Source organism: Niabella yanshanensis, assembly GCF_034424215.1.
Taxonomy (GTDB): Bacteria; Bacteroidota; Bacteroidia; order Chitinophagales; family Chitinophagaceae; genus Niabella; species Niabella yanshanensis.
This window is the reverse complement of sequence record NZ_CP139960.1, coordinates 5,083,152-5,098,071: the sequence shown is the minus strand read 5'-3', so window position 1 is coordinate 5,098,071 and position 14,920 is coordinate 5,083,152. Positions and strand designations below refer to the sequence as shown.

Below are 14,920 nucleotides of genomic sequence, written 5' to 3'. Positions count from 1 at the left end.
AAGCGACAAACTACAAGCAGTTTACGACAACACTAAGTTTGAGTCATGAAACAAATAGGATGCCACCCGCATTTTCCGCGCATTAATGTTATGATAAACTAAGGATGGATTCTGTAAACAGAGGTTACGGGATAATGATCGGAGGTATTGCCCGAGCTATAGGCAGGCACAACGTTGATCACGTCTGTTCTTATTCTTACGGAAGCCGGCATGTACCAATTATTCATATTGCTACTGATAATTTGCTGATCAATTACAGAATTAGCATAATTCAATGTAGATTGATTGCCCGGGATATTTAACGGCCGGGTAATGGGTTGGTACCTTGCCTGATCGGCCAGGAAATTCAGGTAAGGCGATGGTTGTCCGGGAAGGATACTTTTATCGAAATTATCATTAAAATCTCCCAGTATCATAAAATACATTCCGCTGTAGTACGTATCCAGGCTGTCCTTCATTTCGACAGAACCACCTGATCTGCGGTTATAGCTGGCCTGTTCTTCATCAGCCTTGGCATGAATGAGTATAAAGCTAACGGGTTTCCTTGTACCATTAACAGTTAGGTCGGCGTGAAGCAGATAGGGATACCGGTTTCCAAAATTATAATACGCAGGAGCGCTGATCCCCATAAACGGTCTTAATGATACGTTTCTAAAAATATGCCTGTTGTACACATATGCCATCTTCTGAGCGCCATTGGAGAAAAATGAAACATTATACCGGAAATCATCACCCAGGTTGTTCCTGATCATGCGGCCAAAACGGGCAGTATCCACTATCTCACAAAGTCCATACAGGTCTGCATTCAGATACTTCAGTACCTTAGCCGCGTTCGCCTCCTGGTCATTCAGGTCTCCCTCAAATCCGGATGGATCACCAAACCATTCTATATTCCAGTTGGCGATGATTATGTCTTTATTGTAGTCTTTAAGTGGCCCCGCGGGCTGAGCGGAATCATCCGGCTTTTCTTTTCCACAGGAAAAAAAGAAAAGCACAAAAAACAGCCAGTTGCAGATGGTCTTCATATAGTTAACAATTCCTTCTTAAAATTAAACATTTTTTGGTTAGCCTCGTTATATTTGTTTCTATACAACCACAAGCATTAAACGAATGATTAAAAGATTTGCCGCCATTGTAATTCCTGTTTTTTTCCTATTCAACCATTTGTCTGCCCAAACCAGGCAGGAACAAAGCGGTTGGTTTTTCTTTATGAATACTATTAAGTTCAACGAGAAATGGGGATTGCATGCAGATGTTCAGGTGCGCAGCCATGACAACTGGGACGGGGTACGCAGTGTTTTATTAAGACCCGGTTTAACCTATTATATCAAACCCAATCAAAATGCCACCCTGGGTTATTTATATACACCCACCATCCCTCAAGACGGGGCTACCCTAACAGAGCACAGGATATGGGAACAGTATATTATTTCCCATAAAGCTTTTACCGGCGGTTTGAGCCATCGCTTCAGGCTGGAGCAGCGCTTCATTGAAAAGGCGGGAGATGAAAGAGTTTTTGCGCAAAGACTGCGCTACTTTTTCAGGCATATTCAACCGTTAAAGTCAGGTGAAAATGGTTTTGTTAAAGGGCCCTTTGCTGCATTGCAGAATGAAGTGTTTGCAAATATTCATAATCAAAAGAATACCAACAATCATTTCTTCGATCAGAACCGGGCTTATATAGCTGCGGGGTATCGCTTCTCTAAAAAATTGGATGCAGAAGCCGGATACATGAATGTGTTTGCAAAAGGCGCTACTGCAAACACCGTTAACAATGTGGTGCAAGTTGCGTTATATACCAGGTTCTAGTGCTTTTTTTCGCTCCGCCGGTGTAGGTTTAGCCTCCCAGGACCCGCCATAGGTACGAAAAATGCCGGCATCATTAAATTCAGCAACGGTTATTTTAGCGTCCATATAATGAGCCAGTAAGGTGAAGGCTTTTTTATTTTCTTTTTGCAAAACCAGCAAAGCCGCATTAGTACCCGCTTTAACTGCAATAGGTACGCCTCCACCCAATTCAGCCCACTGACCTCCCACCAGCAGATTCGTAATGGGTGTACGATATTGAGCCACTTTATTCTTCATATTTGCTTTACCCGGCTTGGCTCCCATCATCGTACCTTGCTTATTACCGGTATATCTCCAATGTGTTACCGGTGTAGCAACATCATAAAAAAGAATATGCGAGCGCAGTTCCGGGGCGATAATTTTGCTTAACCGATCAATTAAAACTTCAGCAATCTCGTTTTTAAGACGCCTGTAATCCTCGTTCCTTATATAATTGCCATGTTCATCTCTGGTGGTACACCACCCGTTTCTGAAAGACATATAAGCCGGCATGAATACCGTTAACGTGCCACAGCCTTCAGGAGCCAAAGAAGGATCTCTCAAGGAAGGTGTAAGCACTACTATTTCACTTTTCAGCGGATCGCCACCCGAATGCTCCTCGATGCTGGCCTGATCAGAGCTGATATGGATCAGTTCTTCATTAAATCCAAGTTGTGCGGGCGTACAATCCAATGCTATAGAAATAGTCAGCGAACTGCTGTATATATCGGCTTCCTTCAACTGCCTTCTTGACTTTTTTGAAAGTACAGAGGCTGGCAGCATTTTATCGTATAAAGATTCTACATCGCAGGCGGCAATTACATGTCTGGCTTTGAGCTGGAGTACTTCACTCCTGTGTTTCAAAATTACTCCTGCGGCCCTGTTATCCTCGAGCAATACCTGTTCAACCTCGCAATTGGTAAAAACATCATTTTGATAATAATGAACCAGGTGGCTGAGCCACTCGGGAATCACTTGTCCTCCGCCCTTGGGTGGTGACTGAAAATCGCCATAGTAAGCCCATCCAATAGGCACCATACAGCCTATTACATCTCCATCAGCAGCAAATATGTCGTGCAGCTTTTTTTCTTTAAAATACCGGTTCAGCCCTTTGGTAATACCGTCCTCACCTGAATACCCCAGGTGCGGAATAAATGCCGACCCAAACTTAATGAGAGGTAACTTGTTTTTTAGTTTTTCCCAAAAACCCATACTTTCCTCGGCGCGGAATACTGTACTGTACTCATTGAAAGCTGCTCCTATTTTTTTAGCCGCCTTAAAAAAGTTCTCTATGCCTTTTTTTTCATGAGGAAACTCCTGTATCCACGTTGCTTTTAATTCTTCAGGATTATCGGTAAGCAGGTAATTGTGACTATTTCCTATGTATCGCCTGATTCTTTTTTGCGGAACAGCAACGGGATGGTCCTCCCCCAATATCGCAAATATTTTTCCCGCCACACCCTCAGGTCCGCATTGATTCAACCAGTGAATAGCCGTATCAAAGCGAAAATCCCTCCTGCGAAACCCTGCAAGATAACCGCCTACATGCGGCTCCTTCTCCAGAATACAAACGGAGAGTCCTGCTTTACTTAATAATGCTCCGGCTGTTAATCCGCCGACACCCGCCCCTATGATGATTACGTCATACCCGGACTTAAATGGCTTACGCATAGGATTTGTACATTGTAAGAATTCTGCGTAAAATAAGGCATTCTCACTGAAGAAAGAAAAATATAGTGCAGGTTAAATACAGGTTGATGTATAGGATTTTTTATTTCCCCTCAGGAATGCCTGCGCTGCTCGTTATCAATTATTGATTACCAAAAAATTTTATATCATATAGCTCTGTTTCACAATTATTTATCAACAGCTTTTTTAACCAGCTGCTTAAGCGCTCCGAAATTTACCTGTTGATCTAATACTTAGAACTTAAAACCTTTAAATTTTGAATTTCTCGCTACGCTCTCGCTCCAAAAAGAAGGCTCCCCACACGCACCATGGTGCTACCCTCTTCTATCGCCATTGTATAGTCGCCACTCATACCCATGGATAGAATTTCAGGTTTAATATTTGTGATTCCAGGCTGACCTAATTGTTCAAAGAGTTTTTTCAATTGCCTGAATTCGTTGCGCACCAGCACTTCATCATTGCTGAAACTTGCCATACCCATCAAACCTTTTATCTGTACATTTTTAAGTACTGCCACATGGGCCATTATATCATTGAGCTCCGTTTCATCCAAACCGAATTTGGTCTCTTCCTGCGCTACATGCACTTGCAATAAGCAATCAATCACCCGATTATTTTTAAGCGCTTGTTTATTGATCTCCTTTAATAAATTAAAGCTGTCCACGCCATGGATAAGATGTACGAAAGGAGCAATATATTTCGCTTTGTTGCTTTGTAGGTGCCCAATAAAATGCCAGCGGATATCGCCGGGTAATTGCGATTGTTTATCCACCAGTTCCTGCACATAATTCTCACCAAAATCTCTTTGCCCCAGGTCATATAAAGCCTTTATATCTGATACCGGCTTTATTTTGGAAACTGCCACCAGGCTTACATTTTGAGACCTCAATGCTGTTATCAGCTGCTGACAGGCTTGTACATTAATTGACATACTGCAAATGTAAGACCTCCTTGTACCTAACCGCTCGTTTTCGTTCACTTTCATTCAAAATCCGATGTTTGGACATCATTAAACCGTCTAAAGTAATTAAATGATAATCAATATATTAACAAATGAATATAAAATTTCAACTTCCTAAAACCGGCTAAACCTTGGTTTCAACTACCTTGTTAAGTGATCTATCTTTGTGTTATCAATACATAATCAAACAACCAATAACGGTTAAAGATTATTGTAGGAATCTAAAAAAAAGCAAATGAAAACAGTTCTTTTAAAAGCAGAAAAAATAGCGATCCGGTTAGGGGTACTATTTGCAAACACTTTAACTACAAGTTCGGTATCGAACCGGTAAACGTGCCAATGGCCTATCTGAAAAGATAAGACCATTTTAAACATTATTCAATTTCAAGAAATAAATAAAAATAAATAACATGAACATCCTATCTAAAACAAAAACATTCGTAGTAGTATTTATTGCTATTTTAACAATCACCTCAACAGCCGCATTTGCTGGTAATGTTGATGATGATAAAAAATCTGAAATAGCTTATATCGGTAATCTTAATGAGTCTCCGGTTTACCGCCTGTCGTTGAATAACGAGAATAAAGAAACCGTTTTCGTATCAGTTGCTGATGCTGACGGAAATATACTGTACAACGAAAAAGTAAGTGGAACAAAGATTGTTCGTAACTACCAGTTCGACAACGTAATTGGCAACGATTATGAACTCACTTTTACCATCTCTAATGCAAAAGGTAAAACTTTAAGCTCTTATAATGTAAACAGGAGCCAAAAAGCTACTGATGAAATAGCGGTTAGCAAAATCAAATAAGGCAATCAATTATACATATAGATGTACCCCCTGCTTTTAGCAGGGGGTATTTTTTTTGGCGGAACTTCAATTTCTTTATACAGAGCGTTAAAATTCAAATATTTTTTAAAGCTTGTAGTGGCGGCGGCTAATTATTAATTATTTTAGATCCTAAAACCAGCATTGCTTATGCGACTTATTACACCTCTTCTCTCACTGTTATATTCTTTTAGTGCACAGTCACAAACCGTCGTCCATCAGCCAGATTATGAAACATCCTCTGCTCCCTATGTCCAGGTAGCTAAAGTAGAGCTGCACAGTAATGTCACGAGATTATTTTTCACTGTAAACTATGATGGCGACTGGATTAAAATTCCGTCTACAACTTACATACAAGCGGGCAATGATACCACCAGATTGTATATAAAATCGGGTGATGGAATTGAAATCGACAAGCAGCACAAAATGGGAGACAAGAACAGGGTAACCTATACACTTGACTTCCCTGCAATAAATGCAGCAACATCAACTATAAATTATGGTGAAGATGGAGGTTCCTGGTTTATTGAAAAACTTGAGTTATCGAACAAAACTGCGCCTGATGTTATGCCCAAAAACCTTCGGGGAGGCTGGTATAACTCAAAAACCGGCCTTGCAGAAATAGCTTTCTATAAGAATACCGCAGTATTCGATAATAAAATATGGCGTTATAAACTAATAGACCTGCCATCCAAAACGATTCTACTTACGGATAACAAGACTGTCAAAAGACTATATTTTAATCAGTCACCTGACAAAATACAAATAGGAACTTCCTCCCAAAACGCCATTTTTTATGTTAAAAACATCCTGGCTGCCAACATCAACAACATAGCTGCGTACCGGCCAGACAATGTACTAAAAATAGACACGGCAATTTATGAGGGCTACATAGCGAACTACAATTCTACCGAAAAACTAAAAACCGGTAAAGTAGCAGTCAACAATGTTTTTACTGACAACCAGGATTCTTATGTTATACAAATAAATGAGCAAGGATACTTTAAAGTACGAATACCTTTGTTTTACCCGGAGGATATTTTTGTAAACCTGGGCAATCATTTTACAGTTTTTGTGGAACCGGGCAAAACGCTGTTTCACATTATTGACGCGCAATATGGAGATGTCTTTATGGGAACATCAGGACAAATTAACCGCGAACTAAAGTTTCTGTCAGCTATAAAATTCCCAGGCTATGAAGAGCTGACGCGGAAAATTGGTAGTGTTTCCTCGACGCAGTATAAAGATTTTCTCTTATCCAATAAAAACAAACTATTAGACTCCTTAAATACCATTAACAAAGAATTTACCATTAGCGAAAGAGCTGTACAATTAAAAACTGTGGCTATTGAAAATAATTGTACCCAAACATTGCTTTCATACAATATGGATTTTGAAAATCATGTAAGGGATAAATATAATTTAATGAGCTACAAAGACAGTCTGCCCGAAAAAGCAGAAAAGCCCGAGGACTATTACGATTTTTTAAGCAACACTATTATTGGAAACCCGGTATACCTCATGTCAGCCAGCTCGTTTTTCCTCTTTAACAGATTGTTTTTTCTCAAGGAAGCACGCAGCGCTAATTTATCCTATAGCCTGACCAGTACTGTGTTTATTGATTCATTGATTAGACAAAATATAGCATCAAAAAAAGTTGCTGAATTAAAAGAAATTCAAAAACAAAAAAATAGCATTTTGGTTCCTTATAAAGCTACTATTGCTCCGTTTGAGCTACAATTATCTAACCTCATCAAAGAAAACATGGATTTATGGAGGAAATATTACAAAAAATTCCCGATAGAAAACGGGTATTCAACGAGCCGCTTGCTACTTTTTCTAAAAGACAGTAATGTGGCTGTTTCTGATACCATGATAGCTGCTTATCAAAAATATGAAAGCACAGCAGCGTACCAAAAGTTTCAGGAGCTTACCAGCCGCGAATCAAAACTTTCCAGAAACCTTACTGAGCAGTATGGCGGTTTGCATAGCTTTTGGATAGAGCAAGGCTGGCGGAATGCCAGAAATTATTTCTTTGAACATAAGCTCCAGTTAAAAAATCCATTGCTTCATGACATTATCATTTCTCAGGCGTCACTGAAAAAGCTGATTAGTCAAACTTCACCACTACGTATCGAAGAACTCGACTACTTAAAAAAACAGCTTCAGTTACCTATTGTGGCGTCTTATTGGCAATATTGTAACAATGCAGTTAATAATACCATTGCTAAACAAAGAAATAATACAGAAAGCAAGATAAACGAACTGGGTAATGTGGAAGTACGAAAAGTTTTGTCTTCCATAACTGATAAATTTAAAGGCAAAGTTATTTATATAGATTTTTGGGCCACGTGGTGTAGCCCCTGCATAGCAGGTATCCGGGAAATAGCGCCGCTGAAAGAAGAAATGAAAGAAAAAAACACAGTATTTCTTTACATTACGGATGCCTCTTCACCCGAAAAAACATGGAAAAATATGATTGCCGGTATTAACGGTGAACACTTCAGGCTCACAGAAAATGAATGGAACTATCTTGCAGGTTTTTTCAATATCAGTGGTATTCCTCACTATGCACTGGTGAATAAAAAAGGCGAGATTGTAACCCGAGATCTTGAACACAAATCCAACGAAGAGCTAAAAAAGATATTCGAGAAAATGATGGCTGAATAGCGCTGCCCGAATTTGAAGCCTCCCATGCTCCGGCACTGTCATTTTGTGCTGCTGGCACTTTAACTATTATTATAACTAATCCTCCAGTTTCGTCAAATCCACTTTGGGTTGGGGTAAATTCATCGCCTTGATCTCAGCTCTTGTTTTATCTGCCATTTCCTGTGTCAGTTCGTACTTATAATTGCCGTAATCGCCAAACTCAAACTGCCCGACGTAGAAAAATCCATACTGATCAAAGAAGTCTGTTAAATCTGTTTTACTTACTTCGCATGCGGTCTTTACAAAGTTTAATTGATAAGGCGCGGGATTATCACCCCTGTCACCCCATCCGCCGTTACTTCTACGGCCACCACGTTGGCTTGCTCTCTCGGCATTGCCCTGTTTACGAAAGGCTTCAAAAAGATCAGGATAAAAATCCGGATTGTTGCCAGCACCGGCGAAATAAAGCTGCAGCTGCCAGAATGGTATCAGGCGGTTGAATACATCATTATCCTGCAGGTAGCATATCTTTCGGGAGATAATACTATCCCGTGCTTTCTGATAGTTTTTTTGCTCACTAATACGGCTTTTGTTACCAAAAGAGGTGGTGCCGTATAAAGAGAAAATATTATTGCTCACCTCTCCTAATCCACCCCAATTGAGATAAGGGCGCAGCTGGTGCACATGCCCTACTTCATGACTGAAGCCCCAGCAGGGATCGCCTTTTACTACCCGCACGGGATCTACTACCAGCGCCATGGCGTTGCCCGGATCAGTGCCCATATAGGCTACTCCATCGCCATCCCGGAACATGTAATAATTGTAGTTTACACGTGCCAGTATTCTATTAGCAGGTACTCTATTATATTTGATCAAACCGAGTAGCTTATGTTGCAAATGCACGAGTGAGTCATACTGTGTGATAAGTTCCACACCTTTACCATAAGCATATTTTTTGCAGGCTTCGGCAGGATAAGCGATTTGTATATGTTTACCTACTGCGTCTATTACCGGATAAATGGCATTGTCGATTAATTGGTTCCAATCCTTATCATTGTTTTTTGCAAGGTCGAAATAGCCATTTACTTGTCCGTTTACAAAATGCACCTGCAATGGAGCTTGTTTCCCGGGTTCATCAACATAATAGCTTATATAGGCAAGGCCGTCATATCCTTCCACATCTATGATATTCGCACCATTTCGCAATGCGAAAACCTGCCTTTTAATTCCCCACCCGGCCGGATCTTTATCCGGTTTGGTGCTATCCGGAGCCCTCCTGTTCCAGTTAGGTATCAGGAGATCCGCTTCTTTACCGGGTTCTATGCCGCTTACCAGAACCAGGTGCCTGCCTATCGGGAAATAGACTCCTGTAATACCTTCGTATTTGCTATAGCCGTCACCAATCATCAATTCCTGTCCCAGAGTAGTTGGTTTCAAATTAGCATTGAAAGTTGCGACGCGGTATTTCTTGTCATACTTACCGCTAAACAATGCCATAGCCAGTTGCTTCAGCTGCGGCGATTCCATTTTATCGATAGCTGCCTTACCGGTATTTTTATGGAGTGATAAAGCCAGAGGTGTTTCAAATAAAGCCAGATCTCTTCTAATATGGGTGGAGACCTCCGTTTCTTTTTTTTCCGCTTTGGCTATATACGATGTAATGATATCGTTAAGAGAGGCCGAGTCTATCCTTAAGCGTCTGTTCTCAAAAACCGCCCTGACACCAGAGAGAAAAGCGTTGTTGTTTAAAGGAGGCAGCTCACTTGCTTTCAGAGACCTCGCTACAGAAACCCCTATAGCATAACTGGCGGAGTCTTTTCCGGTTATCAATTCCTGCGAAAAAGCCCATTGGCTGAATCCAATAAAAAAACTGAAAAGAAAAAAGAAAAAAACACCTGTAGATCGAAATTTCATAGTAAACGCTTTAATACATTGCTTATGAATTTACGATATCTGCGCCTGTTAAATATGCGCAAACGTTTGAACAGATTCTAAAAACGACTCAATTTACCCTAAACTGAATTTTTCAAAATCAGATGCAAACCCTATGATATTCGACTGTGCAAATTCATTTTTATGATGCATCGTCGTTAATACGAAGCAATCCATGCCTGCATTGGCGGCGGCATCCACCCCTTTGGGAGCATCTTCAAATACAAGGCAATCTGAAGGCGAAGTGTGCAATAGCTCTGCACACTTTAAATAAGTCTCCGGGTCTGGCTTACTGCTCACTACATCATCGGCGCTGACAATAGCGTGGAAATAATGGCGAATTCCCAGTCCATCTAACACAAAGTCAATGTTAAACATAATAGCTGCAGATCCAATGGCCATCTTAATACCTTTGCGGTGATAATCTTCCAATACCTCCGGCAAACCGGGTAATAGCTTTAAATGTGGTTTAAACTCTTGCTGGTATTGTTTTTCTTTTTCGATGCTCATCTGGTTCTTCTCCTCTACAGAAAACCTACCGGGAAATACCCGATCCAGCAGCTCGTGGTTCTTTCCATAACATTCTTCTTTGGTTCTTTCCGTAGAGATTTCAGCACCCAGTTCATTGAGTATACGATACCAGGCTTTAATATGATAGTCCATATCGTCTATCATTGTACCATTGAGGTCGAATAAAAAAGCTTTATATTGATTCATGAGATTTCACTATCAAAAAAATTAAGAGATTACAATACACCATTCATGCTAACCGCAGGTAGGTCTACATAACAATTTTCCGCCAGGGAAGTTGCTGAACCCGTTGATGCAACCACCAGCAGCCTGCGAAAGCTAAGGGCACCAATGCTATAACCAGCCAACTGATTTTTAATGCCAGCCAGTGTAAGGCCACCAGTATGCCTATCAAAAACATTCTTAACAACACCATTAAAAACCGGCCACTTTGCTGTTTAGCATTAGGCTGCTGGGAGAACGGCAGATAATGGGTGGACATAAGCGCACTAATATAAAAAATAAGTATGCTATTGAAGCCTACCAGCAATACATCATCTAAAGTTTTATAGTCCCAGATAACGAGGGTCAGTGTACTCATAACCAAATAAATAGGTATAAAGAATTTAACCAGCAGTGCTTTTATCGCTCCATTAATCAATTCTCCGGGCTTATTAACCGGCGCTGTCTGGTATACCCAGGAAGCCGTGTAGTTCTCATAATAGCTGATCAGGGTTAGGCTTAATGTTACTGCAAACATACCCAGGTATAACAACCATAAAAACATATTTCCATTGGGGAGATCTGCCAGTTTTTGATCTACATCTTTAAAATTCCTGAAAAAGATGATAAAAATAAAAACGGGGATATAAGCCAGGCTGGGATAAAACTGCATTTTAAAGTTCTTATCACGCCCGGTAATCTTCCACACCTGCGCAAATGACGCATTTTCATAACATGACCTGCAGAGTATACCGGCCAGCTTTTCAGAAAGATGGGCCTTCCTGTTCCTGGCAGATTTTGTTTGGATGAGCGTTCCTCCTTCTGCAGGCGCAGACATAAAACGGGAGAAATATGGAGCCAGATACTTAGCGATCACAAAGCCCGCAAGTAAGGGGAAGCCGATTGCAAAAACGATCATACTAATACGTGCGCCATCAATAGTAACTGTTTTCACTGAATCCAATAAACCGGCCATCCATACAGGCGGTAATAAATAAGAGTACCAATGTAATTCGAAACTAAAAACCGTTTCGCTCAGGTTAATCAAACGGGGAATTACCTGGTAAGCTACTGCAAAGAAAACGGTCATAAATACCTGGAAGTAGCCGATGATGTCTTTTACCCTCTGCTCGCTGGTGTAGCGCAATACCAGCCCGTATAAAATATAGGTGATAAAAATACCGATTGCCGCAGTGAGTAAGGTCGTTAATAAAAGAGAAAAACCAACTGCGCCCCCATACTTAAAGAAAGTAGCTATCACCGGACAAATCATAATAGCCAGTATGAGCTGACCCAGGTATACAACGATATGCAAGGTTCGTGCTACCAATAACGTGCGGCTGGTAACAGGTTTAGGTAATATGATCTGCGAATCGGAAGTATCTAATAGCACATTACTAAAGTCGGTGATCAGTATCATGATCAGCATAAAGAGCAGGTAAGTATGCAAGATGATCATGGCCAACATAAAATCTGGCACAGCAAAAATCATAAACCCCATAAATAAACCCATTAATGCATACAAAAACATAGCATATAGCATGGCATTAGATGGTTCTTTCTGCTGGCTTCGCTTCCAGGTAGCGGGCTTGCGCCTCCTGTCCATGGTGAGTTTGGTTGATGCAATCATGTGCACCTGTTCGAGGTTTACACCCGATAACGGCAACAGCTTTAAAATCCCGAAAAATAAACGAAGAAAAAAAGTATCCATGTAAAACTCAGCTGTTTAATACGTCAATGATTTCCTTGGCGGTATGGGTTGTAGCAGAATCAGTAGCAGTTAACGATTTAAATATGCTTTCGAGCGACCCCTGCTGCGCCTGCTGCCTGAGTGTGTCAATGGTGCCGTCAGCAATAACCTGGCCTTTATCAATCAAAATAATGCGGTCGCTTATCTTTTCCACAACATCCATAATATGCGATGAGTAGAAAATGGTTTTACCAGATTGCTTGAGTTGCTGTAGCATCTCTTTCACCAATATCACTGCATTGGCATCCAAACCGCTTAACGGCTCATCCAGGAAAATAATTTCGGGGTTATGCATCAGGCCGCTGATCAGCAACACCTTTTGCTTCATCCCTTTACTATAAGTATTCATGCGCGCATCGGCTTTGTCTGCCAGGTCAAAAAGCTTTAACAGCTCCCACCCTTTGGCTGCGATCACCTCATCGCTTAAATGATACAATTTACCCGTGAACTTCAGATACTCCACCGGAGTCAGCGTGTCGTAAAGCGCTGCCAGCTCAGGAATGTAGCCGATGCGTCTTTTTACCTCCAATGCTTCAGTGCGCACATCCAGTCCCAGCACCTTCACATCTCCTTCAAATTCGTCGATAATGCCGGTAATGATTTTAATAGTGGTACTTTTTCCTGCGCCATTGGGACCAATATACCCGAGTATCATGCCGGGCTCTACCTGCAGATCAATACCTTTTAACACATAGTTCCCTGCATATTGTTTTTTAAGACCAGTTGTCTCTATCACACTCATATTAAAGCTTTTTAGCGTGCCAATATTACAACTTATTATGGCATGCCTATCCTTACTGCGCCTTTTTTACCTGAGCCATCATCTTACTTATTGGATGCGGTCTTTTTCCAGGTTATTATTAGCATTTACGCGTATCATCTTACATTTATCCCATTAAAATACGAGTATGATCTGGAGTAAAGAATATGACCTGACCAGGTTGAACGAAATAACCAATGACAATATGAATACCCACCTGGGTATAAGATTCACAGCTATCACCGGAAATTCACTGGAAGCCACTATGCCGGTAAGCGACAAAACACGGCAACCTTATGGCATTTTACATGGCGGAGCCTCAGTGGCACTTGCCGAAACAGTGGGGTCCTATGCCAGTAGCCTGGTGGTGGACCGGGAACAATTTATGGTAGTAGGTATGGAAATAAATGCCAACCATTTACGACCTGTCTTGTCTGGAAATGTTCGTGCAGTTTGCAGTCCGCTACACCTGGGCAAAAGCAGCCATGTCTGGGATATCAAACTGTACAACGACAGTCAGCAGCTGATCTGTATCAGCAGGCTGACCGTGGCTGTAATTGAAAGAAGAAAGTTTAAATGATCTTTTTACAGGTGGTCCTTTATTTTAATATTCCCCTGCTGATTACAATTCTTTGCACCTCGCTGGTGCCTTCATAAATCTGGGTGATCTTAGCATCCCGCATCAGGCGCTCTACATGGTATTCTTTAACGTACCCGTATCCTCCATGTACCTGTACGGCTTCGATGGCAGTCCACATGGCCGTTTCTGAAGCATAAAGCTTGGCCATCGAAGAGCTGATCGTATAATCTTTATGCTGATCTTTTTCCCAGGCTGCTTTCAGGCACAATAACCTGGCGGCTTCAATTTTCATATGCATATCCGCCAGCTTAAAGGCTATTGCCTGGTGGTTCATAATTTCGGTACCGAAAGCTTTCCTGGTCTTAGCATATTCTTTAGCTAATTCATAAGCTCCTGCAGCAATGCCTAATGCCTGGGACGCAATACCTATTCGTCCACCAGCCAACGTCTTCATCGCAAATGAAAAACCAAAGCCATCTGCACCAATCCGGTTTTCTTTGGGCACTTTCACGTCGGTGAACATGACAGTATGCGTATCGCTGCCCCTGATGCCCAGTTTATTTTCTTTAGCTGCTACGGTAACACCCGGCCAGTTCTTTTCAACGATAAAGGTATTAATCCCTTTGGGTCCTTTTGCCACATCTGTTTGCGCCATTACCAGGTATACAGAAGCAGTGCCCCCGTTGGTAATCCAGTTTTTAGTACCATTCAGTAAATAATAATCGCCTTTATCATCCGCAGTGGTTCGCTGTGAGGTAGCATCACTGCCCGCCTCCGGTTCGCTCAACATAAATGCTCCGATATATAATTTGCCGTCTTTCTTTCCCCTGGCTAACGGGGCCAGGTATTGTTGTTTTTGTTCCTCCGACCCAAAAGCCTGCAGCCCGTAACAAACGAGGCTGTTATTAACACTCATACATACGCTTACGCTGGCGTCTACTTTTGATATCTCTTCCATGGCCAATACATAACTAATGGTATCCATGCCGGCTCCGCCATACTGCTCATCTACCATCATCCCTAAAAAACCGAGGTCGGCTAATTTGGATATTTGCTCAGCCGGAAATTTTTGTTGCTCATCGCGTTCTATCACGCCGGGTAAACACTCATGCTGAGCAAAGTCACGGGCAGCTTTTTGTATCATTAATTGTTCTTCGGTCAGTTCAAAGTTCATATAGCTACGTTTTTATAAATGTAATTCATTTATAGA

The 14,920-nt window shown here is 41.4% G+C and carries 12 protein-coding genes; 4 read left to right on the top strand and 8 right to left on the bottom strand.

Features of this window, described 5'->3' with window-relative positions; translation table 11 throughout:
* Nucleotides 1–98: 98 nt before the first annotated feature.
* Nucleotides 99–1,025: an exonuclease/endonuclease/phosphatase family protein gene (locus U0035_RS21015; protein WP_114790896.1), complete on the bottom strand. Its 927-nt coding sequence runs from the start codon at nt 1,023–1,025 to the stop codon at nt 99–101.
* A gap of 85 nt (nt 1,026–1,110) precedes the next feature.
* Here U0035_RS21015 and U0035_RS21010 point away from each other — a divergent pair, with 85 nt between their 5' ends.
* The gene (locus U0035_RS21010) at nt 1,111–1,809 is read left to right on the top strand and encodes a DUF2490 domain-containing protein (protein ID WP_114790895.1); all 699 of its coding nucleotides are present in this window, start codon (nt 1,111–1,113) and stop codon (nt 1,807–1,809) included.
* Here U0035_RS21010 and U0035_RS21005 read toward each other — a convergent pair.
* Both U0035_RS21005 and U0035_RS21000 read right to left on the bottom strand, forming a co-directional pair.
* Complete coding sequence (locus U0035_RS21005; protein WP_114790894.1) at nt 1,792–3,498, bottom strand: phytoene desaturase family protein; 1,707 nt, start codon at nt 3,496–3,498, stop codon at nt 1,792–1,794. The genes U0035_RS21010 and U0035_RS21005 overlap by 18 nt on opposite strands.
* A 286-nt stretch (nt 3,499–3,784) precedes the next feature.
* Complete coding sequence (locus tag U0035_RS21000) at nt 3,785–4,447, bottom strand: YggS family pyridoxal phosphate-dependent enzyme (RefSeq protein ID WP_114790985.1); 663 nt, start codon at nt 4,445–4,447, stop codon at nt 3,785–3,787.
* Nucleotides 4,448–4,887: 440 nt separating this feature from the next.
* Here U0035_RS21000 and U0035_RS20995 point away from each other — a divergent pair, with 440 nt between their 5' ends.
* Together U0035_RS20995 and U0035_RS20990 are read left to right on the top strand one after the other, a co-directional pair.
* Nucleotides 4,888–5,289: a hypothetical protein gene (locus U0035_RS20995; protein WP_114790893.1), complete on the top strand. Its 402-nt coding sequence runs from the start codon at nt 4,888–4,890 to the stop codon at nt 5,287–5,289.
* A gap of 168 nt (nt 5,290–5,457) precedes the next feature.
* Nucleotides 5,458–7,977: a TlpA family protein disulfide reductase gene (locus U0035_RS20990; RefSeq protein ID WP_114790892.1), complete on the top strand. Its 2,520-nt coding sequence runs from the start codon at nt 5,458–5,460 to the stop codon at nt 7,975–7,977.
* A 75-nt stretch (nt 7,978–8,052) separates the two neighbouring features.
* On the opposite strand, the gene U0035_RS20985 is transcribed toward U0035_RS20990, so the two are convergent.
* The 4 genes from U0035_RS20985 to U0035_RS20970 form a co-directional block, all read right to left on the bottom strand.
* Nucleotides 8,053–9,870 carry a M60 family metallopeptidase gene (locus tag U0035_RS20985; RefSeq protein ID WP_114790891.1) on the bottom strand — a complete coding sequence of 606 codons (1,818 nt, stop codon included), beginning with the start codon at nt 9,868–9,870 and terminating at the stop codon, nt 8,053–8,055.
* Nucleotides 9,871–9,963: 93 nt separating this feature from the next.
* Nucleotides 9,964–10,605, bottom strand: coding sequence for an HAD family hydrolase (locus U0035_RS20980; protein WP_114790890.1), 642 nt, complete (start codon nt 10,603–10,605; stop codon nt 9,964–9,966).
* A gap of 64 nt (nt 10,606–10,669) precedes the next feature.
* Entirely contained in the window at nt 10,670–12,331 is a 1,662-nt protein-coding gene (locus U0035_RS20975; RefSeq protein WP_114790889.1) for a hypothetical protein, read from the bottom strand.
* Between the two features lie 7 nt (nt 12,332–12,338).
* A complete protein-coding gene (locus U0035_RS20970) occupies nt 12,339–13,112 on the bottom strand; it encodes an ABC transporter ATP-binding protein (RefSeq protein WP_114790888.1) in 774 nt (257 codons plus the stop codon).
* 166 nt (nt 13,113–13,278) lie between these two features.
* Here U0035_RS20970 and U0035_RS20965 point away from each other — a divergent pair, with 166 nt between their 5' ends.
* On the top strand, nt 13,279–13,710 hold the full coding sequence (locus tag U0035_RS20965; RefSeq protein WP_114790887.1) for a hotdog fold thioesterase: 432 nt from the start codon (nt 13,279–13,281) through the stop codon (nt 13,708–13,710).
* A gap of 19 nt (nt 13,711–13,729) precedes the next feature.
* Here U0035_RS20965 and U0035_RS20960 read toward each other — a convergent pair whose 3' ends face one another.
* Complete coding sequence (locus tag U0035_RS20960) at nt 13,730–14,884, bottom strand: acyl-CoA dehydrogenase family protein (RefSeq protein ID WP_114790886.1); 1,155 nt, start codon at nt 14,882–14,884, stop codon at nt 13,730–13,732.
* Between the last annotated feature and the right edge of the window lie 36 nt (nt 14,885–14,920).

Bases quoted from the DNA above. Each gene is read 5' to 3' on its own strand.
- U0035_RS21015 (WP_114790896.1), bottom strand. From the start codon at position 1,025: ATGAAGACCATCTGCAACTGGCTGTTTTTTGTGCTTTTCTTTTTTTCC.
- U0035_RS21010 (WP_114790895.1), top strand. From the start codon at position 1,111: ATGATTAAAAGATTTGCCGCCATTGTAATTCCTGTTTTTTTCCTATTC.
- U0035_RS21005 (WP_114790894.1), bottom strand. From the start codon at position 3,498: ATGCGTAAGCCATTTAAGTCCGGGTATGACGTAATCATCATAGGGGCG.
- U0035_RS21000 (WP_114790985.1), bottom strand. From the start codon at position 4,447: ATGTCAATTAATGTACAAGCCTGTCAGCAGCTGATAACAGCATTGAGG.
- U0035_RS20995 (WP_114790893.1), top strand. From the start codon at position 4,888: ATGAACATCCTATCTAAAACAAAAACATTCGTAGTAGTATTTATTGCT.
- U0035_RS20990 (WP_114790892.1), top strand. From the start codon at position 5,458: ATGCGACTTATTACACCTCTTCTCTCACTGTTATATTCTTTTAGTGCA.
- U0035_RS20985 (WP_114790891.1), bottom strand. From the start codon at position 9,870: ATGAAATTTCGATCTACAGGTGTTTTTTTCTTTTTTCTTTTCAGTTTT.
- U0035_RS20980 (WP_114790890.1), bottom strand. From the start codon at position 10,605: ATGAATCAATATAAAGCTTTTTTATTCGACCTCAATGGTACAATGATA.
- U0035_RS20975 (WP_114790889.1), bottom strand. From the start codon at position 12,331: ATGGATACTTTTTTTCTTCGTTTATTTTTCGGGATTTTAAAGCTGTTG.
- U0035_RS20970 (WP_114790888.1), bottom strand. From the start codon at position 13,112: ATGAGTGTGATAGAGACAACTGGTCTTAAAAAACAATATGCAGGGAAC.
- U0035_RS20965 (WP_114790887.1), top strand. From the start codon at position 13,279: ATGATCTGGAGTAAAGAATATGACCTGACCAGGTTGAACGAAATAACC.
- U0035_RS20960 (WP_114790886.1), bottom strand. From the start codon at position 14,884: ATGAACTTTGAACTGACCGAAGAACAATTAATGATACAAAAAGCTGCC.